This window comes from Acinetobacter bouvetii (assembly GCF_902753875.1).
Classification (GTDB): domain Bacteria; phylum Pseudomonadota; class Gammaproteobacteria; order Pseudomonadales; family Moraxellaceae; genus Acinetobacter; species Acinetobacter bouvetii_A.
The window spans coordinates 1-25,877 of sequence record NZ_CADDTS010000013.1; the positions used below are offsets into that span (position 1 = coordinate 1).

The following is a 25,877-nucleotide window of genomic DNA, read 5'->3' on the forward strand; positions in this document are numbered from 1 at the left end:
GTGACAACGTAGAAATGTCAGTAGAATTGATCCACCCAATCGCAATGGACCCAGGTCTACGTTTTGCGATCCGTGAAGGTGGTCGTACAGTTGGTGCTGGTGTAGTTGCTAAAGTAACTGCATAATCACGAATTGTGTAAAAAGAGCGTCCCTTTGGGGCGCTTTTTTTATGCCTGAAAATTAAAGAAGTATATATCGGCAGAATAAACAAATTGTTAGACAATACTAACTAAAGCTGTCCTTAAGTGATAATCTCCTGACCTTATCTGCACTTATAGCAAATTTTTAAATCCGTAATATAAGAATCAAGAAAAACAAAACAGTAGTGAACTTGGCAAAGTTATTTTGCGAGTCAGGAGTGAATGTCATGAATGCTAAAGTCAATATTACCAATCGCGCAGGTGCAAGTTTTCCAGTTCGTCGCATGAATTTTAATTTTGAGAATGTATCTGAATATTGGATGAGTGGTTCAGCTGGCTTAACTCATTTTATGACTGCACTTTCTGCCTTGTTTCCAGCAGGCGAAAAATTCTTTATTGATAGTGTTCGTGCCGTGCGTCAGCATCCTGCAATAAAAGATAATGAAGCATTACAAAAAGAAATCAGTGCTTTTATCGGTCAGGAAGCCATGCACACTCAAGAGCATGTGGGTTTTAATGCATCTGCTCAAAAATATGGGCATGATGTTGCTGCTTTAGAAGCAAAGACCGATACAGTTATTCAAAGCTTCCGTAAAATTTTTGCCAAGCTGGCAAAACCGGCAGGCATTACTCAGGAAATGATTGATTTAACTGCAACAACAGCACTAGAACATTTTACAGCAACCATTGCTTCTGAACTATTACGTAATCCGCATATACAGGAACTGATGAGTGATGAAACTATGGCAACCATGTGGGCATGGCATGCGATTGAGGAAAATGAACACAAAGCGGTTGCTTATGATGTTTTTGAGGGGGTATTTGGTCGTGGATTAAAAGCTTATGCATTACGTACCATTTCTCTGAGCTTGGCAATGGTCATTCTGTTTATTACCCAGTCTTATTTCCTGGCACGTTTATTACGTGAAGATAAGCAGCTAAATATTGAATCTTTAAAAGATATTTATACCTATGCCTACAGTCCTTCAAAAGGCATTATTACCGGTATGGGTAAGGAAATGTTGGCCTATTTTAAGCCTGGTTTTCATCCGAATGATTTGGATACAGTGGGCTTATTGGCGAACTGGAAAGCAAAATTGGGTTTTTAAAGTGTGTTGACTCTGTGGGCAATTTCGATTGCCCATTTTTTTGCTCGATTTTTTATCCAAAATTCCTATAATGCGAAGTTTCTGTTATTTAAAAGATGAACGAAGATGATTCGTTTGATGCAGCATGCGGATGTTCAAACCGTTGCAAACATTGAAAAATTAGTACAAAGCCATCCTTGGACTATCAAGCAGTTTGAAGAGTCTATCGATTCTTATCAGAGCACCGTGATTGAACAGCAGGGGCAGGTGGTAGGGTTCTGCATTTTGCAGCCAGTATTGGATGAAGCAAATCTGTTGTTAATGGCAATCCATCCGGGTCAGCAAGGCAAGGGGCTGGGTTATCAATTACTTGAAGAATCTGTTGCTCAACTGAAAAATAATCCGCTACAAATTTTTCTGGAAGTGCGTGAAAGCAATCGGGCTGCAATTGCGCTGTATGAAAAATCCGGTTTTCATCAAATTGATTTACGTAAAAATTATTATCCAAATGTGGATGGTACACGTGAACATGCCATTATTATGGTGAAATCTTGCAGTGATGATTTTGCCCAACTGTTTAAATAATTAAACCGGTTTATTTAATAATCGGATTATTCCAGCCAGAGGGCAGTGTCGTCATCAGCGAATTGCCCAATTGCTGGATTTCTTCCTGATTCAACAGACGATTTAAACGGCGCCATTGTCCATCAATCAATAACTCTAAAGGGACATATTGGGATTTATAATTCATTTTATTGGAATGTGGCACCCAATAACCTAAATAAACATAAGGCAAATTTAAGCTCTTGGCATATTCAATTTGTTTGAGGATGGCAAAGACACCAAGTGAGCGGTGACTTTCATCTGGGTTAAAGAAAGTATAAACCGCAGAAACCCCATCATCCAATGGATCGCAGCTAGAAACACTAATCAGTTGATCATCTTTCCAGAATTCCAAGAAAAAACTGTCTGTGCAGCTGTGTACTAAAAATTTTTCAAATTGATCGAGACTTGGGGGGAACATATCGCCATCGGCATGCCGTTCATAGATGTAACGTTCATATAAGGCATAATGTACGTCGGTCGCATCTGCAGTACGGGTAATTTTAACAGTCAGGTCCTGATTGCGTTTCCATGCTTTTTTTTGTGCACTACTCATTTGAAATTCATCAATAGGCACCCGACAAGATAAACATTGACGACACAAGTGACATTCCGGACGATAGACGAAATCACCACTACGGCGGAAGCCCACGCGAGACAATTCAGATAAAGTAACCACATCAATACGATGAGCCGGATCTAGAAAGACCATCCGTGCAGATTTATTTTCCAGATAACTACAGCTATGTGGTGGCGTAATATAATACTGTAAATCATTGAGCAGGGATTTTGGGTGATACGAATTCATAGCAATATCCCTCTGTTATTTTCATTCAATTAAACGCGCGTTTTGCGCTATAGTTTTACTTGAAAATACACCCTCCTGATATTTTTTCCAATCGATAGCAGGCTGTTTTATCACATCTTGTAACGAATTAAGATACGCTTGGCGAGAAAGTGTACAGGCACCTAAGCTTAAAAGATGATCATTCACCAATTGACAATCAATCCAAGGCAATTGATTTTCCTGACCAAGCAGCATTAAGCAATAAAAAGCCATTTTAGAAACATCGGTTTGGGTGCTAAACATAGATTCCCCAAAACAGCCATGTCCAATGGTCACACCATACAGTCCACCGACCACTTTACCTTCATCCCAAACTTCAATGCTATAGGCATAACCTGCATCAAATAATTGGCAGTATCCTTCAATAATATCCTCGGAAATCCATGTATCATCGGCATAGCTACGCGGTAGGGAACATGAGCGGATTACCCGTTCAAAAGCCTGATTAACCGTAATCTGATAATCAAACTTTTTCATGTTGCGCACTAGGGATTTACTGGGGTGATAATCGTGTGGCCGGATAATGCAGCGCGGTTCAGGACACCACCAGCAGATTGGCTCACCTTCAGAAAACCATGGAAACAGGCCGTGGGTATAGGCTTCAAACAGGGTGGAAGGGGAGAGGTCAGCACCGATGCAAATCAGTCCTTGTCCTTCAGGGTCGGCTTCCACGGGATTAGGGAAAATATATTCTGAAGGCGGCAAAATTTGCATAAATCATTCATTCAAAGCTAAGAGCACTGAAAATATCATACATAAAAAAACCGCCCTTAGAGGACGGTTTTTTTGCTTGGCAAAAATTAATTGCCTAATGCATCCAGATATTTTTCAGCATCCAGCGCAGCCATACAGCCTGAACCTGCTGATGTAATCGCCTGACGGTAAACGCTGTCCGCAATATCACCGGCCGCAAATACACCTGGCACAGATGCAGCAGTGGCATTACCCGCTGTACCGCTATGTACCTGAATATAACCGTCACGCAGATTCAATTGACCTTCAAACATGCCGCTATTTGGCTTGTGACCAATCGCAACAAATAAACCAGTCACTTCAACATCTTGTTTAGAGTCATCTTTAGTCGATTGAAGACGAACGGATGTAACACCTGATTTGCTGTCACCCAGCACTTCATCAACCTGATGATTCCAGATGATGCTGATTTTGCCTTCTTTCTCTTTTTCGAAAAGATGATCTTGCAAGATTTTTTCTGAACGTAATGAATCACGACGGTGTACCAGAGTCACGTGTGAAGCGATATTTGATAAGTAAAGCGCTTCTTCAACCGCAGTGTTACCACCTCCGACCACCATCACTTTCTGGTTCTTGTAGAAGAAACCATCACAGGTCGCACATGCGCTGACACCCTGACCCATAAATGCTGCTTCTGATTCAAGACCTAAATACTGAGCAGTTGCACCTGTCGCAATAATCAAGGCATCACAGGTGAACTCTTCCATATCGCCTTTCAGGACAAATGGACGCACACTTAAATCCACTTCATTGATGTGATCATACACAATCTCGGTACCGAAACGTTCAGCATGTGCTTGCATACGTTCCATCAATGCAGGGCCTGTTAAACCTTCAGGATCACCCGGCCAGTTGTCGACTTCAGTTGTAGTGGTCAACTGACCGCCCAATTGTAAGCCGGCAATCAGTGTTGGCTTTAAGTTGGCACGTGCAGCATAAACAGCAGCACTGTAACCCGCAGGGCCAGAACCTAGAATAATCAACCGTGAGTGACGAGCGCTCATTCGCAGCATCCTTTTTTTATTTAGAAATTTGTGGAATTATACGTGAAACTCTATAACAGTTGTGTGAGTTCGATGTCGATATTATTGATCATTCAAATCGATTTGAGCTATATACAAGAACCGCGCGGTGCTAGATACTCTATTCAGGGGATGAACTAGCAAAAGCCACTACATAATATTGCATCTTTTTTCTTGGAACAGGTGCATAATACCGAGTTTATTGTGAAACGCTTTGCTCTTGGTTTTTTACAAAAAACATGAATGAAAAATTGGTTACAGGACAGTATATGACTGCGGTGTCGAGTGTTTATGCACAGCGCTTAATAATGACATTATTTTTAGTCTCGTTTGGAATTTATTTATTCCTTGCAACAGTGACGTATACGCCTTTTGATCCGGGCTGGATGCACATATCCAGTGATACCCAGCAGGTGTCCAATGCCAGCGGTGTTGCCGGCGCATGGATCGCAGATTTGCTGTTCGGCTTTTTAGGCTGGGCCAGCTTACTGATCCCAATTTTTTTGTTTGTAGAAGCGATTCAGGTCTGGTGGCCTTATAGTTTCCTCAATCGGCCATTCCGCTATGCCGCACAGTTCTTCATTCTGCTGGCCACCGCTAGTTTATTGTATCTGTACTGGCAGGTTCCGGCAGATACCTTGGACAATTCATCCGGCGGGATTATCGGTTATGAATTGGGGGAAAGCCTGTCTCAAGTACTCACCATTTACGGGGCAACCTTGTTCTTGGTGCTGTTTTGGATTGTATTGTTTACCTTGGCCTTTGGCGTAAAGTGGAACAAAACATGGGTGACCCTGAAAGCCACTCCGGCGTATCTACAAGACCTATTCTATAAGAATGTGCCGGAAACTGAATCTGCATTCGATCGAACCACGCCAGAAGTAAAAAAACCATTGGCGAGTACTAAACAAAAAATTGCAGCTGAAAGGCTGAGTGCAGCACCAGAGCATAAAGAAGTTGAACTGTCACCCATTGTACGTGATCAGGCAGCGGAACGCCTGTTCGATGACATGGTCGAAAAAGAGCATTATGCCCAGCAACAACTGATTGACGATGAAGATGAGGCTGAATTCCAGCAAATCTTGGAAAAAGCCCATCGCCTAGAACAAAATACCCAGCGTGTGGTTGCAACCGGGGAAGTCTGGCGTGCATTAAATTCAGATGAAAATCAACAGCACAAACAAGATATTGATGCCTTGCTAAAAGCAGCAGAAGAGTCTGAACAGCACACTCCGCATGACCATTTCAAAGCATTTGTACATGAGCAACCTGCAGCAGAGACAGCATCTGCAACCAAGCAAAATCTGGATTGGGATGATGACGAAATCTTTGATGAATTGCTCGCAGCCGTTCCGGGCGGAAAGACCGCAACAGATGTCCATACACCGTTTAATCCAGCAGAAGATGTTGCACCACCAGCGATTGCTGAAGAAAAAGTGGTGATTGCATCTCCTGTGATTTCTGCTGCACCTGTGCCAAATCCTACGCCTAAAAACAGTGCTTTGGATGATGACTTTGATGAGCTGGATGATCTGCTGATTGATGATATTGAACAGCCAACCCCAGTACGTACCACCAGCAATTATGCTCAATCTTCAGCCTTTGTTCGTGCAGAAATTAATACCCAATTGCAGCCGAAGCCAAGCATTTCCGAAGATGAAAAAGCCTTAATTGCCTCAAACAAAGATGTGTTCCGTGAAGTTTGGCAGGAAACGGCAGGAAAACCTGTCGACGAGGTTGAACTGGATGAGGATGATTTTGATCTGGATGCGCCTTTAACCGATGCCATGGGCCGTCCGATGTCTCGTTCCATGCAGGTGGCGCAAAAACGTCGTGATTTGCCGCCATTGCCAGGTCTGGAGCTACTGGATGAAGTTGACCCTAACAAGAAAGTGAATTTCACTGCCGAGCAATTGGCACGATTATCCGAATTACTTGAAATTAAACTGCAAGAGTTTAATGTCAAGGCCAAAGTGATTGAAGCTCAACCGGGACCTGTGGTGACCCGTTTTGAACTGGATTTGGCACCGGGGGTCAAAGCCTCTAAAGTAACCAATATTTCACGTGACTTGGCACGTTCCATGTCAATGGCATCGGTGCGTGTGGTGGAAGTGATTCCGGGTAAACCGTATATCGGGATTGAAGTACCGAACAGCACGCGTGAAATGGTGCGTCTGATCGAGTTGGTCAAAACACCGAAATTTGAAGATGAAAATGGCATTTTGTCCATGGCCATGGGTAAAGACATTTCCGGTAACCCGGTGATTACTGAACTGGGTAAAGCACCACATATGCTGGTTGCCGGAACCACCGGTTCAGGTAAATCGGTTGCGGTCAACTCGATGATCCTCTCCATGTTGTTGAAATACACGCCTGATCAATTGCGTTTGATTCTGATTGATCCGAAACAGCTGGAATTGGCCAACTATAACGATATTCCGCATTTGCTGACACCAGTCGTGACGGACATGAAAGATGCGGTCAGTGCCTTGAACTGGTGTGTCAATGAAATGGAACGCCGCTACAAGCTGATGTCTTTCCTGAAAATCCGTAAACTCAGCGACTATAACCGTAAGGTCGAAGAAGCAATTGCCAATGGTGAAGATCTGATTGATCCAACCTGGAAGGCGAGCGACTCCGTTGTAGGTGAACGTGCACCGCGTCTAACCCCATTGCCATCCATTGTGATTGTGGCAGATGAATTTGCCGACATGATCATGCAGGTGGGTAAAAAGGCGGAAGAAATGATTACCCGTTTGGCACAAAAATCCCGTGCTGCTGGTATTCACTTGCTGCTTGCCACCCAGCGTCCTTCAGTAGATGTGATCACCGGTTTGATTAAAGCCAACATTCCGACCCGTGTCGCACTGCGCGTGAACTCGAAAATTGACTCGCGGACCATTCTGGATGCAGGTGGGGCAGAAGACCTGTTGGGTCATGGTGATATGTTGTTCCTTGGCCCGGGCAAGATTGAGCCTGAGCGTGTGCATGGTGCTTTTATTGCCGATGATGAGGTAAACCGCATTTGTGATGCATGGCGTGAACGCGGTGAACCTAATTATGTGGATGAAATTCTTACCCCTTATGATGAAGAGCCAACCTCGCGTGGCTTTGAAGATGGCGATGGGGGGGCAGACCGTGATGCGCTCTATGATCAATGCGTGTCCTTTGTACTGGAAACCCGCAAGGCGTCGACCTCATCCTTACAGCGTAAATTCAGTCTGGGTTATAACCGTGCTGCACGGATTATTGACCAGATGGAAGAAAACGGCATTGTTAGCGGGATGGGTGCGAACGGTAAACGCGATATTCTAGTTTAAACTTTTATCGCAAATTTTAGGCTTGCATCTGCAGGCCTTTTATTTGAGGAAAAATTTTTGTGCCAATTCAATAAATGCTTTGGTGCTTGGACTCATGGAAGCTTCATTGCGTACTGCCAGTCCAATATGACGCTGGGTATTCGGGATCAATGGCCGTTTTACCACATGAGGATGAAGCGCCAATATTTCCGGTGTCATGGCCATATCGGCCACAATCGAAATCCCTTCCTGCAAATTGACCATATTTAAAATCGTGAGTAGCTGCGATAACTGATACTTAATTTTCGGATAAATATCATGTTGTTTCAGCAAGGCTTCTACATGGGGCTGACTGCCGGCTTTGGTCAGGATAAAGGGATAGTCTTTTAAATCACTTAAATGAATTTGGCTTTGGGTAGCAATCGCATAACTATCAGGAATCAGCGCGATAAAAATATCGGTAATCAGTGGGAAGGTATGCAACTTCGGTTGCGGAAGCACTGAAAAGCCGACATCAACACGCTTTTCTAAAATCATTTGGGCTACTTCGTGATCGGTTCCTTCTTCTACATAAATTTCAATGTTGGGATAACGTTGCCGATAAGCCTGTAACAATTCGGGCAATAAATGAATAGACGAAGATGCACCAAAGGAACCAATTCGTAATATGCCATGCTGAATCCCGCGTGCAGCAGCAATTTCCTGTTGCATGACATTTTGGGTATTTAACAGTTCCTTGGCATGACTTAACAGTTGTTCGCCAATATGGGTGAGTTGGGTCTGGTTTTGTTCACGAATAAATAAACACACTTGCCAGTGTTGTTCCAGCGTTTTCAGGGCATGTGAAACGGCCGACTGTGAAATGCCTAATTGTTTGGCTGCCAAGGTAAAATTTTTAAATTCGGCAACAGCAACAAAGATTTCTAATTGTGTAAATGTCATAGGAATGGCTATGAGTAAATACTCATTTTGTTATGAGGCTTAATGAGGATTATATTGCATTTCATCAGAGAAAATCTTCTCACGATTGTTGATTGCACGAGTATAGAAATGAATATTGTCATGGCGTTATTTCCATTGATCATTCTGATTGCAATGGGATATTTACTGAAACAGACGTGCTTTGTGACAGATGAGTTTTGGGGAAATTCGGAAAAACTCAATTATTTTATTTTGTTTCCCGTTTTATTGTTTTTAAATCTGGAAAGTGTCGAGCTGGATTTGGCGACAGTATCTAGCGTACTTACGGTATTGGTTCTGGCTATTTTTATTGCTGCATTGATCCTGTTTATTCTGAAAAAAATCTATGTCATTCCGGTACAACGTTTTGGCGTCTATATGCAGAGCCAGGTGCGTTTTAATACTTATATCGGTCTGTCACTGATGGCCTCTTTATTTGGGCCGAAAGGGATGCAGATGTTTGCCATGCTAATCGCTATTGCGATTCCTTTGGTGAATATCTTGTCGGTACTGGCGCTATCAAGTCTGAGCTGGAGCACACTTGGAAGAACCATCATTTCAATTACTAAAAATCCATTAATTTTAGGATGTATTGTTGGGGTAGCTTTTAATCTGCTTGATTTGAAATTAATACATAGCGTGGAGCAGTTATTTAAATTATTGGCTGCCATGAGTTTGCCATTGGGATTATTTTCGGTAGGGGCTGCGTTACAGTTTGATCAGTTTAAGACTCATAGCAGTCGCTTATTGATGAATGTATTTGGGCGTTTAGTACTGATGCCATTATTGGCTTACGGACTCTGTCAGATCTTTGGTTTAAGTCGATTGGACAGCATGATAGTGGTGACATTTTTCATGTTGCCGACGGCATCAGCCTCTTATATTTTAACGCGGGTGTATCAAGGTGATCATGCTCTGATGGCTGCAGTGATTAGCTTGCAAACTTTATGCTTTGCTGTGAGCTTTCCTGTATTGATGAGTCTACTTTTCTAGTTGCTAGTAATAAAAAAGCCTGCATGAATGCAGGCTTTTTTATTAAGAAGAGTATTAAGCAAATTTTGCCAATACTTCCAGGAAACCTTCACTTTGACGCGGGTATTGTGCAATCACGTCGTGAATACGTTGACCTTCAGGATTGGTTGCATTGACATCTCGGCCATCGGCAACGAATTGAGTCAACAAGCGCTCATAATCATTTGGGCGCATGTGCTTGAATGCATGATAAAGCACGTGAAAATCAGCATTAACGCCTGCAGGAGGGAGCTGAGTTAAATAGGCAAATACACGCTCATCTGACCATTCTTCATTGAACGTTGCTGGCTGAGATAATGCCATCGCAATCTCCTTGGTATACTGATTAAAATAAAAGAAGCAAAATATGAGACTAGACCAGCAAAGCAGTGCTTTGCCTAGTCGTAAGACTTGAAGCTATGCTTCAAGTGAGCTGAATGGGATAAAATACCAGTTCAGCAAGGCTCATATTTTGCCTTGATTCAATTTGCTTGACTAATCAAAATTCAGATTAACGCTCTTCAGGCAAATTGATATTCATTTCCAGCATTTCAATATTGGCTTCAGAACGAACCGACATTTGAATGTGCTGTTCATCTACACCACGAACATAACGGTTGACCACCTGCATGATTTCTTTCTTCATTTGGTCAATCTTTTCCTGACTTAAACGTTTGCCCAAGCCTTGTTCAGAAGCAACAATAACTTTTAAGCGGTCTTTTGCAGTTTGTGCGCTTGAAGGCTTGTCATCGTTGCTGAATAATTTACTCCAGAATCCTGCCATTTCTTACGCTCCAAATAATCGTGCTAACCAACCTTTAGGTTTAACTTCAATATGACGATAAGGACGTTCTTCACCCAGGAAGCGAGCCACTAAATCATCATAGGCCTGACCTGCATCGGCTTCAGTATAGAGAATAACTGGCTTACCTTCGTTCGATGCTTGAAGCACGCTCTTACATTCAGGAATCACGCCTAAGGTTGGAACACGTAAAATATCTTTAGAAATATCGTCAATCGTTAACATTTCCTGTTTATCCGCACGTTCCGGATTGAAGCGTGTGATACATAAATGTTTACGGATACGACCTTCATTTTGTTCTACTTTTTTGGTTTTGCTGTCCAGCATACCAATAATACGATCCGAGTCACGCACTGAAGAAATTTCAGGGTTGGTGACAATGATCGCTTCATCCGCATGATACATTGCCAAAATTGCGCCACGCTCAATACCGGCAGGTGAATCGCAAATAATGTAGTCAAACTCTTGAGAAAGTTCATCCATTACACGTGCAACACCTTCATCGGTCAAGGCATCTTTATCACGTGTTTGTGATGCAGGCAAAATGTATAAATTTTCAATATCTTTATCACGAATCAGAGCCTGTTGCAGGCGAGCTTCGTTATTCAATACATTGACAAAATCATAAACAACGCGACGTTCACAACCCATGATTAAATCCAGGTTACGCAAGCCTACGTCAAAATCGATCACAACAGTTTTGTGACCACGAAGGGCTAAACCTGTTGCAAAAGATGCACTTGTAGTAGTCTTACCTACGCCACCTTTGCCTGATGTTACGACAACAATTTTCGCCACCGAATCCACTCCTGTTATGGTTCAAATCCCCTTTTTTAAATGGGGCTTTTGGTGTTTATTTATACATTAAAATTCGAGAACTTCAAATACAAGTTCTTGTTGATCATTCAAGTAAATGTGTACCGATTTTTTCAGGACATGCGGCGGAATGTCATCTGCCACACAATATGTACCTGCAATCGATACCAATTCCGCTTCAAGGGAATGGCAGAAAATACGCGCTGCACTGTTCCCGCCCGCGCCGGCGATGACTCTACCACGGACGCTACCATAAATATGTATATTTCCTGAAGCAATCACTTCAGAACCACTGTTAATCCCTGCATTGAGGATAATATCGCCATGATCTTGAACTAAGCATTGACCGGTGCGCAGAATTTCATCGTGATAAGAAGTCACATGACTGACAACGCGAGCAGGTTTAGCTTCGGCTTCATCTGGAACTTGGGTGTCTTGCCCCGGTTCAGCTTTTACCTCAACCACTTGCTCTTTGGTCGGCTTGATGCGTTGTAGCGGTCTGTTGTCTGAAGGCAGAATAGGGAATTGAATGGCACGGGCTTCATCGGAAAGAATGCCATCAATGACGCCCATCGGTTGTAAATCAAGACTGATCAGGAGCTGAATCAGCGCAATCAGTTCCTGTTCGACCGTACTGTCAATAATGACCAGCGTGCCATGTGAGGCAGTCTCTTGGAGCATTTGAGTCAATTGCTGGCGGATTGCATCATGATCATTGGTGTCAAAAGTTAATCGGGTAAAATTAACCATTCTGCCTGTAATCCGTATATCAGCCATAATTATTCCTTAAGACTTCTGACTCATTAATTTTATGTCGAAGTGATGTTGTAAATAGAGCAAATCCTAGAACAAATCGCAGCTTTTCTCTAGCCACGTTTTCAATATTTTTAAACTGATGTTCATTCTTTAACTTGATCGTGCTGTTCCAGAATTTGTTGCCATTGTTTTACTTTTACTTGCTGGCGAATGGCCTCTAAGCTTTCAAAAACCGCCGATTCCACCAGTTTTTCTACATGTTGATTATTTTCAAATTGTATTTGACTGATTTTATTTGAAATTTCTAAATAAGCCAGATTTTCTTTATTTTTATTTTCCTGAGCGAAGGGCTCGATCAGTCCTTGGGTAATGTTTTCACCCAAACGTTGCCCGATACTTTGGATCTGTTGTTCGATACGTCCACCGACAATTGGAATCAAGCGTAATAATTGTGTGAGTTCGGGCGTATCTTCAATGGCCTGATTGACAATGCTGCCGACATTTTTGGCAATAGTGTTACGTTGTGCCTGTAATTCTTTGCCTAAGGATTCTTGTAAAATATCCGCCAGCGCCGTGGCAAACATGTCACGGTGATGCGCAACCAGATCTTCAATCAGCTGTTTATGCGTGGTACTGGTCGACAGTTCACGCTTTATGCCATCCAAAACGGTAATCACGATACGGCTGGTGAGTTCTTCCAGCAGCATGTGGTAATAAAACTTGCCGCGCTGATACCAGCTATCCGGTATGACTTTATAGCCATGTTGATGCAGGTTATAGGCAATTGAACCAGCACGTAATAAACGTAAAAACCGCAGCTGAGGAATAATCGATAGAATTTCATACCAGTGAATAAAGGGAAAGAAAAACCAGCGCTTATGATGCTGTCCAATAATGGCGATGCCCCAGCGCAGCAGCAGTTCAATCACCAGAAAACTGGTAAACCAGCTTTCGGTAATGATCACCCAAGGACGTAATTCAGTCCGGTAAAACTTTAACAATTCAGGAAGATGAATGAAGTCAAACAGCCAGCCACCAAAATCACTCATCAGTAGGGCATTGGCACTCAGGCAGATCAGGTTGATGATGATCATCACCATCATAAAAATGTCGTAGCCCAGTGCAACTTTCCATCCCCACGAGCCTTTCTTTACAAAATCAAAGGTCGGTGAGGGTATCTGCTCATCTTGATTCATGATCTTCCTTGAATTTTTATGCTGTAGCAGCCAAGTCCTGCTTCATGCGCTCAATTAGTTGGTCTTTTTCAGTCCACAATTCATGAACCCATTGCTGAAAACGTTCACGATATTCGGCATCATCTTCATAGTTTCCACCCAAGACCCAATCTGGAATCTGGATTTTTCGTAAATTCACAGCAATGCGATTGACATCTCCTAACCAGAAATCACCATAACCTGGTGCACCTTCAGGATAGATAATGGTCATGTCAACCAAGGCATCAATTTTGTCTCCCAGAATATTTAGAGCCAAGGCTAAACCACCGGCTTTCGGCTTCAGCAAATGTTTATAAGGGGAGTGTTGCTGTGCATGTTTTTCCGGCGTAAAACGGGTACCTTCCAAATAATTCAATAACGTAAAAGGCTGGCTGAGTAACTGCTCGCAGGCTTTACGTGATTCTTCCATATCCCGGGTTTTAAGTTCAGGATTTTTAGCTATTTGTTCCTTGGTATGCCGTTTCATCATCGGGAAGCCTAAAATCTTGAAGGCCTGTCCCACAAAAGGAATAAAGATCAGTTCCCACTTGGTAAAGAATCGGGTTAATGGCATCCGGGTTAAACCAAAATACTGGTTGACCGTGGTATCGACCCAGCTTTGATGATTACAGGTCATCAGGTAACGACCTTGCATGCTCAGAGCTAAATTATCATCAATGCTAATCTCCCATTTTAAGTGAGGGAGCACATGATCAATTAACCAATTATTTACGCCGAGCCAGCTGTTGGTAATTTGAATGTTGGTTTCATCGACTTTACGTGATTTTTTTATCAGCTTGGTCAATCCCAATGCAAGCACGGGAGGACCATGAAAAAAAGTACTTCCCGTAATCACTGATCCTACAGTCAGCCCACGAGATATTTTTTTTAATATCGGTTGCTTGGAGTTTTGAAGTGACATATAAAAAACGGCCCTAAAAGAAAATCGTCGAATGTTTTTTTTCAATATTCAATATAATTGCAGAATTCAAAATAAAAAAGCCTATTCATGCAAGTATGAAGAAATTGTGATTAAGCTACTCCTTACATCTGTATAAAGTATTACAAATTGTAACTATTGCATGTATTATTTACAAAAAATCAATGGTATGCCCATTTTTTTTAATTCATCATTCAACCATACGATAAAACACAAGAAGGAGGCATGCGATGCGTGCACTAGTTATTTCAGCTGTAGTTGGGGCATTGGCACTTTCTGGTTGTCAAAATATGGAATATGACAAAACCGCAATTGGTACTGGTTTAGGTGCTTTATTGGGTGCGGGTATTGCATACTCTAACGCCGACAAAGATAAAATGGGTCAAGCAGCAGCAATTGGTGCAGTTGTTGGTGGTGGTGCAGGTTTACTTCTTGATAAGAAAGAAAAACGTCTTCGTCAGGAATTGGCTGGTACTGGCGTAGATGTAGGTCGTAACCAAGATGGTTCAATCAATCTTGTGATGCCGAGCGTAACATTTGCGACTAACTCTTCTACAATTCAACCACGTTTCCAAACTGCATTGAATGATGTTGCTAAAGTTCTTCGTGAAGATGGTACTGCAAGCAAATTAGCTTTGGTTATTCATGGTCACACAGACAACACTGGTACTGATGCAATCAACAATCCATTGTCTCAAAACCGTGCTAGTTCGGTATTGAACTACTTGGCTTCTCAAGGTATTTCAAGTTCACGTATGACTGCAAAAGGTTATGGTTCAACTTCTCCAATCGCTGACAACTCAACAGCGGCTGGCCGTGAACAAAACCGTCGTGTAGAAATTTCTGTGTACGAAACTAAATAAGACTTTTAGTTCAGTCACGTAAAAAGCCACCTTCGGGTGGTTTTTTTTTGAATGTCAAATCTGTATTTTAGGTTATGCAAGTTGTATACAGATGACTATAATCATCAGCGAATTAAAAAGAGGAAAAACTATGTCGCTGGCAAGTCAACTCAATGACAAGCAACTTGAAGCCATGAAATACACTCAAGGACCCTTGTTAGTACTTGCAGGGGCAGGTTCAGGTAAAACTTCCGTTATTACAAGAAAAGTCGCGCACTTAGTAAAGAATTGCGGTATTCCTGCGCATCGCATTACCGCGATGACTTTTACCAATAAAGCCGCACGTGAAATGAAAGAGCGTGTGACCAAGCTATTGAGCCGTGAAGAAGCGAAAGGTCTTTCAGTTTCGACCTTCCATACCTTCGGTTTGAATTTGCTGCGTCTGGAACTCAAACATACGCCATTAAAGAATAATTTTTCTATTTTAGATGCCGATGACTGCAAACGTATTCTGATGGACTTGATGCACCGTGATAATTTGTCCGGTGCGGAAAGTAAAGAGCTGATTGCCAAAGCCATGAAAATGATTTCAGATTGGAAAAACGATCTGATTCCGCCAGAACAGGCGCATGCCACCTGTGAAACAGCCGAAGATGTGCAGTTTGCGCATTTATATCAACTCTATGAACGTAATTTACGTGCCTATAATGCGGTAGATTTTGATGATCTGATCGTGATGCCGACCCGTTTGTTACAGGAAAATGCCGAAGTCCGTGACAAGTGGCAAAATCGTGTGCGTTATTTGCTGGTCGACGAATATCAGGATACCAATACAGCGCAGTATATTCTGGTCAAACTGCTGGTTGGGGTGATGGGACAATTCACCGCGGTAGGTGATGATGACCAGTCGATTTATGCATGGCGTGGTGCAAAACCCGAAAACATGGCGCTATTGAAAGAAGATTTTCCAAATTTAAAAGTCATTAAACTCGAGCAAAATTACCGTTCGACCAGTCGTATTCTGAAAGCGGCCAATACGGTGATTGGTAACAATCCGCATATTTTTGACAAAAAACTCTGGTCAGATAAAGGTCATGGTGAGGTGATTCGGGTTATTACCTGCCGTAATGATGATGATGAATCGGAACGCGTGGTCAAGGATTTGATCACACATAAGTTAATGAATGGTAAAAACTGGAAAGATTACGCGATTTTGTATCGGGGTAATTTTCAGGCCCGTGCATTAGAAACCCAACTGCGTCAAATGCAGATTCCTTACAAGCTTTCTGGTGGACAGTCATTCTTTGCACGTGCAGAGATCAAGGATTTGATGAGCTATTTACGCTTAATTATTAATCCTGAAGATGACAGTGCTTTCCTGCGCATTATCAATACACCTAAACGTGCCATTGGTCCGGTCACCTTGGAAAAATTGGGACTGTTTGCACAGGAAAATCATTTATCTTTACTGTCTGCAGCTGGTGATCAGCGCCTGACTATGGCTATTCCTAAAAAAGCCACCACGCAATTGGCTGAGTTCGCAGACTTTATTGCTAATTTCACCCGTAATTTGCTGGATGATGATGAGCCCGTACCGATTATTCGTCAGATGATGCATGAAGCTGGCTATATTGATTACGTCAAGGAAAATGCAGCGACACCGGCGCAGGAAAAAACCAAGCTGGACAATATTGAAGTGCTGTATAGCAGTATTCAAAGCCTGATTAACCGCGCTGAAGATGTCGACGAGAAGAATATTGAAAGTGTGATTCGCAAAATGGTGTTGCTGGACATGCTGGAGCAACAACAGGAAGAAGAAGACACCGACAAAGTTAATTTGCTGACTTTGCATGCATCCAAAGGTCTGGAATTTCCCTATGTGTATCTGATTGGGCTGGAAGAAGAATTACTTCCACATAAAAACTCGATTGTGGCCGACACCGTAGAAGAAGAACGCCGCCTGATGTATGTAGGCATTACCCGCGCGCGTCAAGGTTTAACCATTACCTTGGCCGAGCAGCGTAAGGCGGGCGGTCAGATGAAACAGATGACCCCAAGCCGTTTCCTGGATGAATTACCACAGGATGAACTGGAATGGCTGGGTCGTAAGAAAAAATTGGCTGGTGATATTGATCCAAAATTGCAGGCCCAGCATTATCTTGAAAATTTACGTGCGCTAATCAAGCGTTAATCCACTCTTTAAACCATGCAATTAGGAAAGAACAGATGAAAGTTCAAGTCAAAGTACTCGATAAACGTTTAGGCAATGAATGGCCTATGCCCACCTATGCGACTTCTGGTTCAGCGGGTTTAGATTTACGTGCTTGTGTAGACGAAGCGACTGTTATTGAACCGGGACAAACCGTATTGGTGAAAACCGGGTTGTCTATTTATATTGAAGATCCCCAGTTTGCTGGCTTGATTTTGCCGCGTTCAGGTCTGGGCCATAAACACGGGATTGTTTTAGGCAACCTTGTGGGCTTAATTGATTCAGATTATCAGGGTGAATTGATGGTTTCCGTTTGGAACCGTAGCCATATTGCATTTACTTTAGAACCAGGTGAACGTTTAGCGCAATATGTGCTGGTACCGGTGGTACATGCAGAATTCGAACAAGTGGAAGAGTTTGTTGCAACTGAACGTGGAGCAGGGGGCTTCGGTCACACCGGTAAAGGCTAAAATCTAATTTGGTGACTCAATGACAAAACTTGATAAATGAAGAATGATCTTTATTTTTCAGGTTTTGTTAATTCAATGAGATAGGACGGTATTGATAGTACTCTTCAGTTTTATAAAAATTTTAAAATGTTAGCTGTTTATCTTATTGAAATTTAGATATTTTATAATGAAATTAAATTGTTAATATAATATTTCTTTGTTTTTGTAAATAATTGTTCTTTAAATTAAATATATTTTAAGTTTGTTGTTTTAAATTACATAAATGATTGGTTTTTCAATTAAATAATGTTTTCTACAAAGAAAATTGTAAGAAACTTTTACCGTTGATTAAAAATATGAAATGCTTTTAAATATTCATCTTCTCATTTCATTAGATGACGCACTGGTTGTGAATTTTGACCTGATCCAGCAGACTATAAAAGTTAACTTTTATGGCTTAATGTAAATAGAAAAATTCAGTATGAATTTGAAGAATAAACAATTCCCCTTACAGATTTTTCGTGCCTATGATATTCGTGGCAAAATATCACTTTTGACACCTGAAATTGTACAAGCGACTGCCTATGGATTGGTTGACCAATATCAGAAGGCGGGACAGACACGGCTTGTTATTGGCTATGATGCACGTTTAAGTAGCCCTGAATATGCAGAGATTATTCGGCTGGTTTGTGAAGAAAAAGGCTTGAGCGCAACAATACTGGGGTGTTGTTCGACTCCACTATTATATTTTATTGCCCGTCAATTTGATGGTAATGGGATTATGCTGACAGCAAGTCATAATCCTAAAACGGATAATGGAATTAAATGGATTATTCAAGGCGAACCGCCGTGTCCAGACAAGATTCAACAGGTCGGCAAGAGTGCGATTATTGCTTTTGATTCACTTGAAAGTCTTGTGATTCAACCAGTTCAACACGAAATTGTGGTGAAATATTGCCTTGAATATCAACACGCACTGTTAAACGATATCCAGTTAAAACGTTCATTTAAAGTGGTTTTAGATGGCTTAAATGGTTCAGCTGGGCGCTGTGCAGCGCTAATATTAAAAAAATTGGGCTGTGATCTGACCACCATCCGCTGTGAAGCCAATGGTCATTTTCCGGATCATGCGCCAGATCCTTCACAGGAAAAGCACTTAGTTAAATTAAGAAATACGGTTCTCGAGCAACAGGCCGATATCGGCATTGCCCTGGACGGTGATGGTGATCGATTGGTGCTGATTGATGAAAAGGGTACGATTATTTCAGCGGATCGAATGCTGTCATTATTTGCAGAGATGTGCCTAAATACCCATCCTGGTCATGAAGTTGTTTACGATGTGAAATGTTCAACGATGGTGGCTAATACTGTGCGCCATTTGGGTGGACAGGCAAAGATGATTCGTACAGGCAGTTCTTTTTTACGTACTTATATGTCGCAGTCCCAAGGTAAAGCTGTTTTTGGCGGTGAATATGCCGGGCATTATGTCTTTAATGATGGCCGTGGTTTTGGTTATGATGATGGCCTGTATGCAGCTTTAAGGGTACTGGAATATTTAAGCCAGCAACCCGATCTTACATTATCTCAAGCCTTGCAGGCCTACCCTGAACGATATTGTACCGAAGATACCTATATCAGCACGCATAGTATCGAACCAGCCGCGGTTTTACGTGATGTTGAAATTAAAAGTCAGGCTTTAGATGCACAATTAAGTAAAATTGATGGCATACGACTTGATTTTGAAGATGGTTTTGGCATTATTCGAGCATCAAATACCGGTGAGTATTTTACCGTGCGTTTTGATGCAGATAATCCTCTAAGATTAAACCATATCCGACACACATTTGTTTCCATGTTAAGTGACCGATATCCTCAAATCGCACAAGACATTTTAGATGCTCAATAAGGAGAGGCGAATGCCACATCAGCATACTGGCATCGACAAAGCACAAATTTTGACTGAAGCTTTGCCGTACATTCAACGTTTTGCAGGTAAAACACTCGTTGTTAAGTATGGTGGCAACGCAATGACCGATCCTGAGCTGGAAAGTTCCTTTGCACGTGACATTGTCTTGTTAAAAACAGTGGGTCTAAATCCCATTGTGGTTCATGGTGGTGGTCCACAAGTCGATTCATTTTTGAAACAGCTGGGCCGTGAATCTGACCGTATTGATGGTATGCGTGTGACCGATCCTGCCACCATGGAAGTAGTGGAAATGGTGCTGGGTGGTAGTGTCAACAAGTCGATTGTCAATCTGATCAATCAGCATGGTGGGCGTGCTATCGGTCTGACCGGTAAAGATGGCAATTTGCTTCGTGCACAAAAACTATTGATGGAAAAAACGGCTGAAGATGGCAGCGTACAACAGATTGATCTAGGTCTGGTGGGTGAAGTCGTTGGCGTGAAAACCGACGTACTGGAAATGTTTACTCAAGGTGATTTTATTCCAGTCATCGCACCCTTAGGTGTGGATGAAGAAGGCAATACCTATAATATCAATGCCGATCTGGTTGCAGGTAAAGTGGCGGAAGCTTTAGGTGCAGAAAAACTCATTCTTCTGACCAATATTACTGGCGTGCTGGATGAAGATAAAAATCTGCTGACCGGTTTAACAACTCAGGAAGTGGATCGTTTGATTGAGACTGGCGTGATTTATGGTGGCATGATTCCCAAAGTCGGTTGTGCTCTGGACGCAGTCAAAGGCGGCGTGATTAGTGCGCATATTGTTGATGGTCGTGTGCCACATGCTACTTTATTGGAAATTTTTACTGATCACGGTGTTGGTACTTTAATTACTAACCGCAGTCATCCAAAAAAAGCATAAAAACCTGTCATTGAAATTCTGACTTAAAAATAAATCAGAGTTTTTATATGCACAAAAAAAAGCCTCATTTGAATGGGGCTTTTTTATTGCTGGAAATCCATTTTACGTCATGAAAATGTCATCGGTCATGTCTAGTGTATAAAAAAACACCAGGATTGCATGTGATGTTGGATCAGTTAAATCAGGATAGCCAAAATTTTACCTTTCCATTTCAAAAAACATCTGCCAGAAATTCAACGTATAAGTTTGAGTGGATAGATAATTTAAAAACCCTACAGGAAGCCCAGCATTTTCGTGCAGTGCAGTTTTCACAGCAGTATGGCATTAATTTTTCATCGGGCCTGGATCAGGATTTATATGACTTTGGTTGTGAACATGCAGTATTGAGAGATTCATGGAGCAATGAAATTATTGCTTATACACGCTTAAAACTGTTTCAAGGCCACGAATTGAAACAGAGCTATAGCCAGCAGGAATTTAAAATTGCTGAAGAATTGGGTCACTTAGATAATATTGTCGAAATCGGACGTACTTGTGTGCACCCACATTATCGTTCAGGAAAAGCACTTTCAGTACTGTGGACGAATCTGCTACCCAAAATTATTGGGGAAATGCGTGCCCAGTATTTAATTGGCTGTGTCAGCATTCGCATGCAGGGCAATGAGGCTCGAGCCTATTATACGCATCAATACATCAAGTCTTTAGCTAAACAATCTATGGGTCATATTCAGTCGCAGCAGGCCTTTGAACCGCCATATCCGCAGTATAGCTTTCAGCAGGATGAACGCATTCCGAAACTTTTTGATGTTTATCTGAGCATGCAGGCGCAGCTATCTACTCAGGCTTTTTATGATGAAGCTTTTAATTGTTTGGATTATTTTGTTTTTCTTGAAGTAAGTCAGCTGAAGAAAAACTTTATTCTGCAGAAAAAATCAGAACTAAGTCTTGAAAAGGCATAAGAAACCTTAATTTTACTGTTTGAAATGGCCTAAGAGTCATGCAAAATAGCATGGTGGTTGATTAAACAGATGATGAAGACTTATGTGCCAGTTACTCGGAATGAATTGTGCTACGCCAACGGATGTGACTTTCTCATTTCGTGGTTTTTCTCAACGTGCTGGCATTACATCCGATCATTGTGATGGGTTCGGTATTGCTTTTTTTGAAGATAAAGCCTGCCGACTTTTTGTGGATAACCAATCGGCCGTTGAATCTCCAATTGCCGAGTTAATCCGTAACTATCCAATTAAATCTCGCAATGTGATTGCCCATATCCGTAAAGCTACGCAGGGTAAAATCAATCTGGAAAATTCACATCCTTTTAGTCGCGAACTCTGGGGACGGCAGTGGATTTTTGCCCATAATGGTGATTTACACGATTTTACCCCGACATTGTCTGGACGCTTTACGCCAGTTGGTAATACCGACAGTGAGCGTGCGTTCTGTTTTTTGCTAGATCAGTTTGTGCATAAGTTTGGTTATCATGAGCCTAAACTGGATCAGATTTTTGACTTATTGGCAGAAATATCGCCACAAATCGCTGAACACGGAACTTTCAATTTCTGCCTGTCGAACGGTCAGGCATTATTTACCTATGCCATTACCAAATTGCATTGGCTGGTACGCGAATATCCTTTTAAACCGGCACAATTGATTGATCTGGATGTCGAAGTTGATTTTAGTCAGGTGACGACGCCTGAAGATCGTGTTGCGGTCATCACCACAGAGCCTTTAACGCAAAATGAAGTGTGGACCGCTTTTAAACCGGGTGAAATGATTTTGTTTCAGCAGGGACGTCCAGTTCGACATCAACTGACGCATGTTGAACGTTTAGAACGTGAGCGATTAGATCCGACTTTAAAAAGAATGACCAAAGCAGATCAATATTGATTCCACGATATTTTAGGTAAAAATTGAAAGCCAGATATTAGTTAAATATCTGGCTTTATTATTTATGGTGAGTTGAATGATTTTTTATTTTATGGTCAGAGCTTAATTTTAAATTTTTTATATAATCACGATAATGTTTATTGGATTTTATTAAAAATAAATTTGAAAAACATAGTTTATAAAATCATAATAAACTTATAAGACGGCCATTATTTGAATGTTTTTTGGTTAAAAAATACTTTATCTTTTTGGTTGGAGTTTTTATATAATTAAATATATATCAAATAGTTATGCTATTAATGCAGAAAATCATTTAAAGCCGAGTATTTTGGTTTATTTTTATTTGTTTAAAATCAATATATTATGATTTTATGTGATTAATCATTGATATTTGATAGGTGGTCGTAATGAAAATGAAATGGATTCCAGAATATAATACTGGCATCGATGTGATTGACGATCAGCATAAAAGGATTCTTGATTATATCAATGAAATTGACAATGTAGCTGAAAATACCGACCGTGCGCGTATTAAACAGATTCTTGAAAATATTATTGATTATACTCAATCGCATTTTACCTTCGAAGAGTCTTTGCAAGAAGAAGCTGGTTATAAATATCGCGTACCACATAAACGTGTGCATGATTTATTTATTAAAAAGATTGAGTCATATCGTGACCGCTTTGAAATGGGGCATGCCATTGAAGCTGAATTGCATGAAGTTCTTTCAAAATGGCTGATCAATCATATTCAGCACGATGATGCAGATTATGTGGGTGCTGTAAAAGAAAACATGATGGGCATTATTAAAGAAAAGGAAAAGAAAAAAGGCAAAAACTGGTTTGCTCGTTTTTTCTCATAAAAGATAAACGGGATAACAAGAATTAAAAAAGATAATAATCTTGCGCGGCAAACCATCAGGCATGTTGGTTTGCTTTTTCTTTTTGATTTTCCACTATGACAAAGGCAAAATAGCAACAGACTTTTTTTAGGAACGCATCATGCAGGACAATGCTATGACACGATGGCTATCACCGCTGATGGCATTTTGCTTATCATTTATCATCATTGCCACATTAGCACCGATTGTAGGGATACAGGTTGACCGCCAAATAGATTTTTGGCTGTTATGGTTGGGTACCATGCTGATTCTAGCTTTACCGATCTGCTATTTAGAAATTGCCCTGGCAAAACGTTCTAAAACCACAGCCTTAAATGCCTTGTCTAGCTTGACCCGTGATGCGGATGCATCGCAACAATGGCGTATTGTGGGTTGGTTGGCAGTTGTTTTTATTCCTTTTTTGGCTGGTGGTATGCTGTCCAATGCCAGCCAGTTATTAGGTCATTTTGCTTTCAATGGCATTGCCTCCAACCTGCTTTTTGTCGGATTAGCTGTTGCAGCTGTTTTACTGTCATTTGCTCCGCGCAACATGATTCTGATTTTAAGCGTGATTGGCGTATTGGCATCTTTGATTTTGGCCAATGTCATGGGGACGGCTTTACCGGCCTGGCATGTGACTCCGGTCGCATTCAGTGAGTGGGGTAGTGCAACTGTACTGGCACTGGTTGCGAGTGGTCTAGGCATGGGCTTGTACTGGCAAAGTAGTCTGGCAAGCGTTAAACAGCAAGACATTGCAACGCAAACCGTATTGCCAATCTGGATTGCGCAGTTATTTGCCGTGATTGCTTTCGCTTTCTTTGCAGCTAATGCACAAATTCCGAGTCTTGCTTTTGTCATCGCTGTCGTTAGCGCGGCTGCCTTGTTATTACAAATGGCACGTGAACAGTTACTGCATCGTCAGCTAAATATTGTGCTGCAATGGTTGATCATTTTGGTTGCTGTCCTGGTTTGGGCGATTCCTGCTATCAGTTCAATATTTAATATCGTACTGATGCTTTGGGGCTTAATTATCTGTCTGATTTATGCCATTTTTGTTGGATGGATCATGAAGATTAGTCATCTGCGTAAATCGATGAATTTCAGCAATGAATTGTTTTATAACGTATGGCGTATTGCTGTGCGTGTGGTGTTACCGCTGTCGATTATCTTGGCGATGATCTCGATCATTGGACAATTGTTCTAATGAATGAAATCCAGCAAGTTTGGGTGGCTTATGCCGCCCAAGATCAACAGTTTCATATTGCTGTGCCATTTCAGCCGGGTTTGACTGCTTTAGCGGCAATTGAACAAAGTGGCATTGCGACTCAGGTTCAATTACCCGAGCCCCTGGCTTTGGGGATTTTTGGTGTGCGTCTGAAAAATTTGCATCAACTGTTACAGGTGGGGGATCGTGTCGAAATTTATCGTCCCTTAACCATTAATCCGAAAGACATTCGCCGAAAACGTGCAGCAGAAAATCCGGTTGGACGTTATTGTCGTGGAAATCGCTTTAAACAATTGAAGTAATAAGAAAAACCCCTCAGAGAGGGGTTTATTTTTATTTTAAAGCGTCTATAGTGGGGGCGCAGTTAAAATCGCTTCTTTAGATCCTGGTAAACCGGGTTGAGATTCTGGAATAGTTTCTAGACCTTCAATCTTGATGACCGTACCGGTTTGATCGAAGTAAATTTTTAAATGTTGACCATGGGCTGCTGGAATTTTTGCTTTTTTAGCATAAGTACCTGGTATATAGTTGTAGATGTAGTCCCAACGTAAAGGATTCATTGGATCACTTACTGTAGGACTACCCAGCAAAAAGCGAACTTGTTGGTGGCTCATACCGACTTGAATTTTTGACGCTTGTGCTTGAGTTAATGGTGTCCCTTGGGGAATATCCACTTTATAAACGCCCAAGGTCGAACAGCCTGCGAGCAGTGAAGTGACGAATAACGTCAACATGATTTTTTGCATTTTGCTACACTATCCCAAATTAATTATGATGCATTTGATCCACGGATAGATCATACTGCATCTTAACTTTGTTGCATATTCCAACTTTAAATTTGTTGAGAGACCCTTTTACATGCCTATTTCAAATCAAGATTTACGCAAAGCTGGACTTAAAGTTACGCTTCCACGAATAAAAATATTGGAATTACTAGAAAATTCAAGACAACATCATTTAAGCGCAGAAGACATTTATAAGACTTTACTTGAACAAGGTGAAGATGTCGGTTTAGCAACTGTGTACCGCGTGTTAACACAGTTCGAAGCTGCGGGTATTATCCAACGTCATCATTTTGAAAATAATCATTCAGTTTTCGAAATCATGCAAGAAGATCATCATGATCATATTGTCTGCCAAAACTGTAATAAAGTGGTCGAATTCACCAACGATGTGATCGAGCATGAACAGCATGAAGTGGCTGAGAAGTTTGGCTTTACCTTAACTGGTCACTCTTTGAATTTGTACGGTTATTGCGATGCACCTGAATGCCAGGAAGCATTGCGTAAAAAATAACACTGACTT

The 25,877-nt window shown here is 41.5% G+C and carries 26 protein-coding genes and 1 pseudogene; 16 read left to right on the forward strand and 11 right to left on the reverse strand.

From position 1 onward, the window contains the following. From FB6_RS03425 to rimI, 3 genes and pseudogenes are all read left to right on the forward strand, one after another. Nucleotides 1-125 (forward strand): annotated as a pseudogene (locus FB6_RS03425) (hypothetical protein); the annotation flags it as partial. A gap of 242 nt (nucleotides 126-367) precedes the next feature. Beyond that, on the forward strand, nucleotides 368-1,249 hold the full coding sequence (locus tag FB6_RS03430; protein ID WP_174558656.1) for a metal-dependent hydrolase: 882 nt from the start codon (nucleotides 368-370) through the stop codon (nucleotides 1,247-1,249). Nucleotides 1,250-1,354: 105 nt separating this feature from the next. After that, nucleotides 1,355-1,813, forward strand: a complete 459-nt coding sequence (gene rimI, locus FB6_RS03435) for a ribosomal protein S18-alanine N-acetyltransferase (RefSeq protein WP_174558657.1) — start codon at nucleotides 1,355-1,357, stop codon at nucleotides 1,811-1,813. Between the two features lie 10 nt (nucleotides 1,814-1,823). On the opposite strand, the gene FB6_RS03440 is transcribed toward rimI, so the two are convergent. The 3 genes from FB6_RS03440 to trxB all read right to left on the reverse strand — a co-directional run bounded on the left by FB6_RS03440 (nucleotide 1,824) and on the right by trxB (nucleotide 4,435). Next, on the reverse strand, nucleotides 1,824-2,639 hold the full coding sequence (locus FB6_RS03440; protein ID WP_174558658.1) for an arginyltransferase: 816 nt from the start codon (nucleotides 2,637-2,639) through the stop codon (nucleotides 1,824-1,826). A gap of 21 nt (nucleotides 2,640-2,660) precedes the next feature. Then, nucleotides 2,661-3,392, reverse strand: a complete 732-nt coding sequence (gene aat, locus FB6_RS03445) for a leucyl/phenylalanyl-tRNA--protein transferase (RefSeq protein WP_174558659.1) — start codon at nucleotides 3,390-3,392, stop codon at nucleotides 2,661-2,663. An 86-nt stretch (nucleotides 3,393-3,478) separates the two neighbouring features. Further along, complete coding sequence (trxB, locus tag FB6_RS03450) at nucleotides 3,479-4,435, reverse strand: thioredoxin-disulfide reductase (protein ID WP_174558660.1); 957 nt, start codon at nucleotides 4,433-4,435, stop codon at nucleotides 3,479-3,481. Between the two features lie 287 nt (nucleotides 4,436-4,722). Here trxB and FB6_RS03455 point away from each other — a divergent pair, with 287 nt between their 5' ends. Then, complete coding sequence (locus FB6_RS03455; RefSeq protein ID WP_174558710.1) at nucleotides 4,723-7,773, forward strand: DNA translocase FtsK 4TM domain-containing protein; 3,051 nt, start codon at nucleotides 4,723-4,725, stop codon at nucleotides 7,771-7,773. A 39-nt stretch (nucleotides 7,774-7,812) separates the two neighbouring features. Here FB6_RS03455 and FB6_RS03460 read toward each other — a convergent pair whose 3' ends face one another. Further along, complete coding sequence (locus tag FB6_RS03460) at nucleotides 7,813-8,694, reverse strand: LysR family transcriptional regulator (protein WP_174558661.1); 882 nt, start codon at nucleotides 8,692-8,694, stop codon at nucleotides 7,813-7,815. A 108-nt stretch (nucleotides 8,695-8,802) separates the two neighbouring features. Between FB6_RS03460 and FB6_RS03465 the strand changes: the two genes are divergently transcribed. Continuing rightward, the gene (locus FB6_RS03465) at nucleotides 8,803-9,705 is read left to right on the forward strand and encodes an AEC family transporter (protein ID WP_174558662.1); all 903 of its coding nucleotides are present in this window, start codon (nucleotides 8,803-8,805) and stop codon (nucleotides 9,703-9,705) included. A gap of 54 nt (nucleotides 9,706-9,759) precedes the next feature. On the opposite strand, the gene FB6_RS03470 is transcribed toward FB6_RS03465, so the two are convergent. The 6 genes from FB6_RS03470 to FB6_RS03495 form a co-directional block, all read right to left on the reverse strand. After that, nucleotides 9,760-10,047 carry a PA4642 family protein gene (locus FB6_RS03470; protein WP_086196432.1) on the reverse strand — a complete coding sequence of 96 codons (288 nt, stop codon included), beginning with the start codon at nucleotides 10,045-10,047 and terminating at the stop codon, nucleotides 9,760-9,762. A gap of 187 nt (nucleotides 10,048-10,234) precedes the next feature. Continuing rightward, on the reverse strand, nucleotides 10,235-10,507 hold the full coding sequence (minE, locus tag FB6_RS03475; RefSeq protein ID WP_174558663.1) for a cell division topological specificity factor MinE: 273 nt from the start codon (nucleotides 10,505-10,507) through the stop codon (nucleotides 10,235-10,237). 3 nt (nucleotides 10,508-10,510) lie between these two features. Next, the gene (gene minD, locus FB6_RS03480) at nucleotides 10,511-11,323 is read right to left on the reverse strand and encodes a septum site-determining protein MinD (RefSeq protein ID WP_174558664.1); all 813 of its coding nucleotides are present in this window, start codon (nucleotides 11,321-11,323) and stop codon (nucleotides 10,511-10,513) included. 66 nt (nucleotides 11,324-11,389) lie between these two features. Beyond that, the gene (gene minC, locus FB6_RS03485) at nucleotides 11,390-12,118 is read right to left on the reverse strand and encodes a septum site-determining protein MinC (protein ID WP_174558665.1); all 729 of its coding nucleotides are present in this window, start codon (nucleotides 12,116-12,118) and stop codon (nucleotides 11,390-11,392) included. Nucleotides 12,119-12,240: 122 nt separating this feature from the next. Next, the gene (locus tag FB6_RS03490) at nucleotides 12,241-13,293 is read right to left on the reverse strand and encodes a preprotein translocase subunit SecA (RefSeq protein WP_174558666.1); all 1,053 of its coding nucleotides are present in this window, start codon (nucleotides 13,291-13,293) and stop codon (nucleotides 12,241-12,243) included. A gap of 16 nt (nucleotides 13,294-13,309) precedes the next feature. Next, complete coding sequence (locus FB6_RS03495; protein WP_174558667.1) at nucleotides 13,310-14,233, reverse strand: acyltransferase; 924 nt, start codon at nucleotides 14,231-14,233, stop codon at nucleotides 13,310-13,312. A 248-nt stretch (nucleotides 14,234-14,481) separates the two neighbouring features. On the opposite strand from FB6_RS03495, the gene FB6_RS03500 reads away from it, so the two are divergent. The 10 genes from FB6_RS03500 (at nucleotide 14,482) to FB6_RS03545 (ending at nucleotide 24,874) form a co-directional block, all read left to right on the forward strand. Continuing rightward, nucleotides 14,482-15,114, forward strand: a complete 633-nt coding sequence (locus FB6_RS03500) for an OmpA family protein (protein ID WP_174558668.1) — start codon at nucleotides 14,482-14,484, stop codon at nucleotides 15,112-15,114. Nucleotides 15,115-15,244: 130 nt separating this feature from the next. Beyond that, a complete protein-coding gene (locus FB6_RS03505; RefSeq protein ID WP_174558669.1) occupies nucleotides 15,245-17,284 on the forward strand; it encodes a UvrD-helicase domain-containing protein in 2,040 nt (679 codons plus the stop codon). A gap of 35 nt (nucleotides 17,285-17,319) precedes the next feature. Continuing rightward, nucleotides 17,320-17,772, forward strand: a complete 453-nt coding sequence (dut, locus tag FB6_RS03510; RefSeq protein ID WP_174558670.1) for a dUTP diphosphatase — start codon at nucleotides 17,320-17,322, stop codon at nucleotides 17,770-17,772. Nucleotides 17,773-18,232: 460 nt separating this feature from the next. After that, complete coding sequence (locus tag FB6_RS03515) at nucleotides 18,233-19,657, forward strand: phosphomannomutase/phosphoglucomutase (protein WP_174558671.1); 1,425 nt, start codon at nucleotides 18,233-18,235, stop codon at nucleotides 19,655-19,657. Nucleotides 19,658-19,667: 10 nt separating this feature from the next. Further along, nucleotides 19,668-20,576, forward strand: a complete 909-nt coding sequence (gene argB / locus FB6_RS03520; RefSeq protein ID WP_174558672.1) for an acetylglutamate kinase — start codon at nucleotides 19,668-19,670, stop codon at nucleotides 20,574-20,576. A gap of 164 nt (nucleotides 20,577-20,740) precedes the next feature. Next, nucleotides 20,741-21,535 carry a GNAT family N-acetyltransferase gene (locus FB6_RS03525; protein ID WP_174558673.1) on the forward strand — a complete coding sequence of 265 codons (795 nt, stop codon included), beginning with the start codon at nucleotides 20,741-20,743 and terminating at the stop codon, nucleotides 21,533-21,535. Nucleotides 21,536-21,617: 82 nt separating this feature from the next. Then, nucleotides 21,618-22,466 (forward strand): class II glutamine amidotransferase, encoded by an 849-nt coding sequence (locus FB6_RS03530; protein ID WP_174558674.1) that lies wholly within the window; start codon nucleotides 21,618-21,620, stop codon nucleotides 22,464-22,466. Between the two features lie 407 nt (nucleotides 22,467-22,873). Beyond that, nucleotides 22,874-23,329: a bacteriohemerythrin gene (locus FB6_RS03535; RefSeq protein WP_174558675.1), complete on the forward strand. Its 456-nt coding sequence runs from the start codon at nucleotides 22,874-22,876 to the stop codon at nucleotides 23,327-23,329. Nucleotides 23,330-23,468: 139 nt separating this feature from the next. Further along, the gene (locus FB6_RS03540) at nucleotides 23,469-24,551 is read left to right on the forward strand and encodes a hypothetical protein (RefSeq protein WP_174558676.1); all 1,083 of its coding nucleotides are present in this window, start codon (nucleotides 23,469-23,471) and stop codon (nucleotides 24,549-24,551) included. Further along, nucleotides 24,551-24,874: an RnfH family protein gene (locus FB6_RS03545; protein ID WP_174558677.1), complete on the forward strand. Its 324-nt coding sequence runs from the start codon at nucleotides 24,551-24,553 to the stop codon at nucleotides 24,872-24,874. Before FB6_RS03540 ends, FB6_RS03545 begins: the two co-directional genes overlap by 1 nt. A gap of 45 nt (nucleotides 24,875-24,919) precedes the next feature. On the opposite strand, the gene FB6_RS03550 is transcribed toward FB6_RS03545, so the two are convergent. Continuing rightward, nucleotides 24,920-25,318, reverse strand: coding sequence for an outer membrane protein assembly factor BamE (locus tag FB6_RS03550; protein WP_174558678.1), 399 nt, complete (start codon nucleotides 25,316-25,318; stop codon nucleotides 24,920-24,922). A 112-nt stretch (nucleotides 25,319-25,430) separates the two neighbouring features. On the opposite strand from FB6_RS03550, the gene fur reads away from it, so the two are divergent. Further along, nucleotides 25,431-25,868, forward strand: coding sequence for a ferric iron uptake transcriptional regulator (fur, locus tag FB6_RS03555; protein WP_174558679.1), 438 nt, complete (start codon nucleotides 25,431-25,433; stop codon nucleotides 25,866-25,868). Nucleotides 25,869-25,877: the final 9 nt, after the last annotated feature.

Coding starts and splice junctions, on each gene's coding strand:
- FB6_RS03505 (WP_174558669.1), top strand. CDS start 15,245: ATGTCGCTGGCAAGTCAACTCAATGACAAGCAACTTGAAGCCATGAAA.
- FB6_RS03490 (WP_174558666.1), bottom strand. CDS start 13,293: ATGAATCAAGATGAGCAGATACCCTCACCGACCTTTGATTTTGTAAAG.
- FB6_RS03470 (WP_086196432.1), bottom strand. CDS start 10,047: ATGGCATTATCTCAGCCAGCAACGTTCAATGAAGAATGGTCAGATGAG.
- dut (WP_174558670.1), top strand. CDS start 17,320: ATGAAAGTTCAAGTCAAAGTACTCGATAAACGTTTAGGCAATGAATGG.
- FB6_RS03530 (WP_174558674.1), top strand. CDS start 21,618: ATGTGCCAGTTACTCGGAATGAATTGTGCTACGCCAACGGATGTGACT.
- FB6_RS03550 (WP_174558678.1), bottom strand. CDS start 25,318: ATGCAAAAAATCATGTTGACGTTATTCGTCACTTCACTGCTCGCAGGC.
- trxB (WP_174558660.1), bottom strand. CDS start 4,435: ATGAGCGCTCGTCACTCACGGTTGATTATTCTAGGTTCTGGCCCTGCG.
- fur (WP_174558679.1), top strand. CDS start 25,431: ATGCCTATTTCAAATCAAGATTTACGCAAAGCTGGACTTAAAGTTACG.
- FB6_RS03455 (WP_174558710.1), top strand. CDS start 4,723: ATGACTGCGGTGTCGAGTGTTTATGCACAGCGCTTAATAATGACATTA.
- rimI (WP_174558657.1), top strand. CDS start 1,355: ATGATTCGTTTGATGCAGCATGCGGATGTTCAAACCGTTGCAAACATT.
- FB6_RS03545 (WP_174558677.1), top strand. CDS start 24,551: ATGAATGAAATCCAGCAAGTTTGGGTGGCTTATGCCGCCCAAGATCAA.
- minC (WP_174558665.1), bottom strand. CDS start 12,118: ATGGCTGATATACGGATTACAGGCAGAATGGTTAATTTTACCCGATTA.
- aat (WP_174558659.1), bottom strand. CDS start 3,392: ATGCAAATTTTGCCGCCTTCAGAATATATTTTCCCTAATCCCGTGGAA.
- minE (WP_174558663.1), bottom strand. CDS start 10,507: ATGGCAGGATTCTGGAGTAAATTATTCAGCAACGATGACAAGCCTTCA.
- FB6_RS03460 (WP_174558661.1), bottom strand. CDS start 8,694: ATGACATTTACACAATTAGAAATCTTTGTTGCTGTTGCCGAATTTAAA.
- FB6_RS03500 (WP_174558668.1), top strand. CDS start 14,482: ATGCGTGCACTAGTTATTTCAGCTGTAGTTGGGGCATTGGCACTTTCT.
- FB6_RS03515 (WP_174558671.1), top strand. CDS start 18,233: ATGAATTTGAAGAATAAACAATTCCCCTTACAGATTTTTCGTGCCTAT.
- FB6_RS03540 (WP_174558676.1), top strand. CDS start 23,469: ATGCAGGACAATGCTATGACACGATGGCTATCACCGCTGATGGCATTT.
- argB (WP_174558672.1), top strand. CDS start 19,668: ATGCCACATCAGCATACTGGCATCGACAAAGCACAAATTTTGACTGAA.
- FB6_RS03430 (WP_174558656.1), top strand. CDS start 368: ATGAATGCTAAAGTCAATATTACCAATCGCGCAGGTGCAAGTTTTCCA.
- FB6_RS03525 (WP_174558673.1), top strand. CDS start 20,741: ATGTTGGATCAGTTAAATCAGGATAGCCAAAATTTTACCTTTCCATTT.
- FB6_RS03495 (WP_174558667.1), bottom strand. CDS start 14,233: ATGTCACTTCAAAACTCCAAGCAACCGATATTAAAAAAAATATCTCGT.
- FB6_RS03535 (WP_174558675.1), top strand. CDS start 22,874: ATGAAAATGAAATGGATTCCAGAATATAATACTGGCATCGATGTGATT.
- FB6_RS03465 (WP_174558662.1), top strand. CDS start 8,803: ATGAATATTGTCATGGCGTTATTTCCATTGATCATTCTGATTGCAATG.
- FB6_RS03440 (WP_174558658.1), bottom strand. CDS start 2,639: ATGAATTCGTATCACCCAAAATCCCTGCTCAATGATTTACAGTATTAT.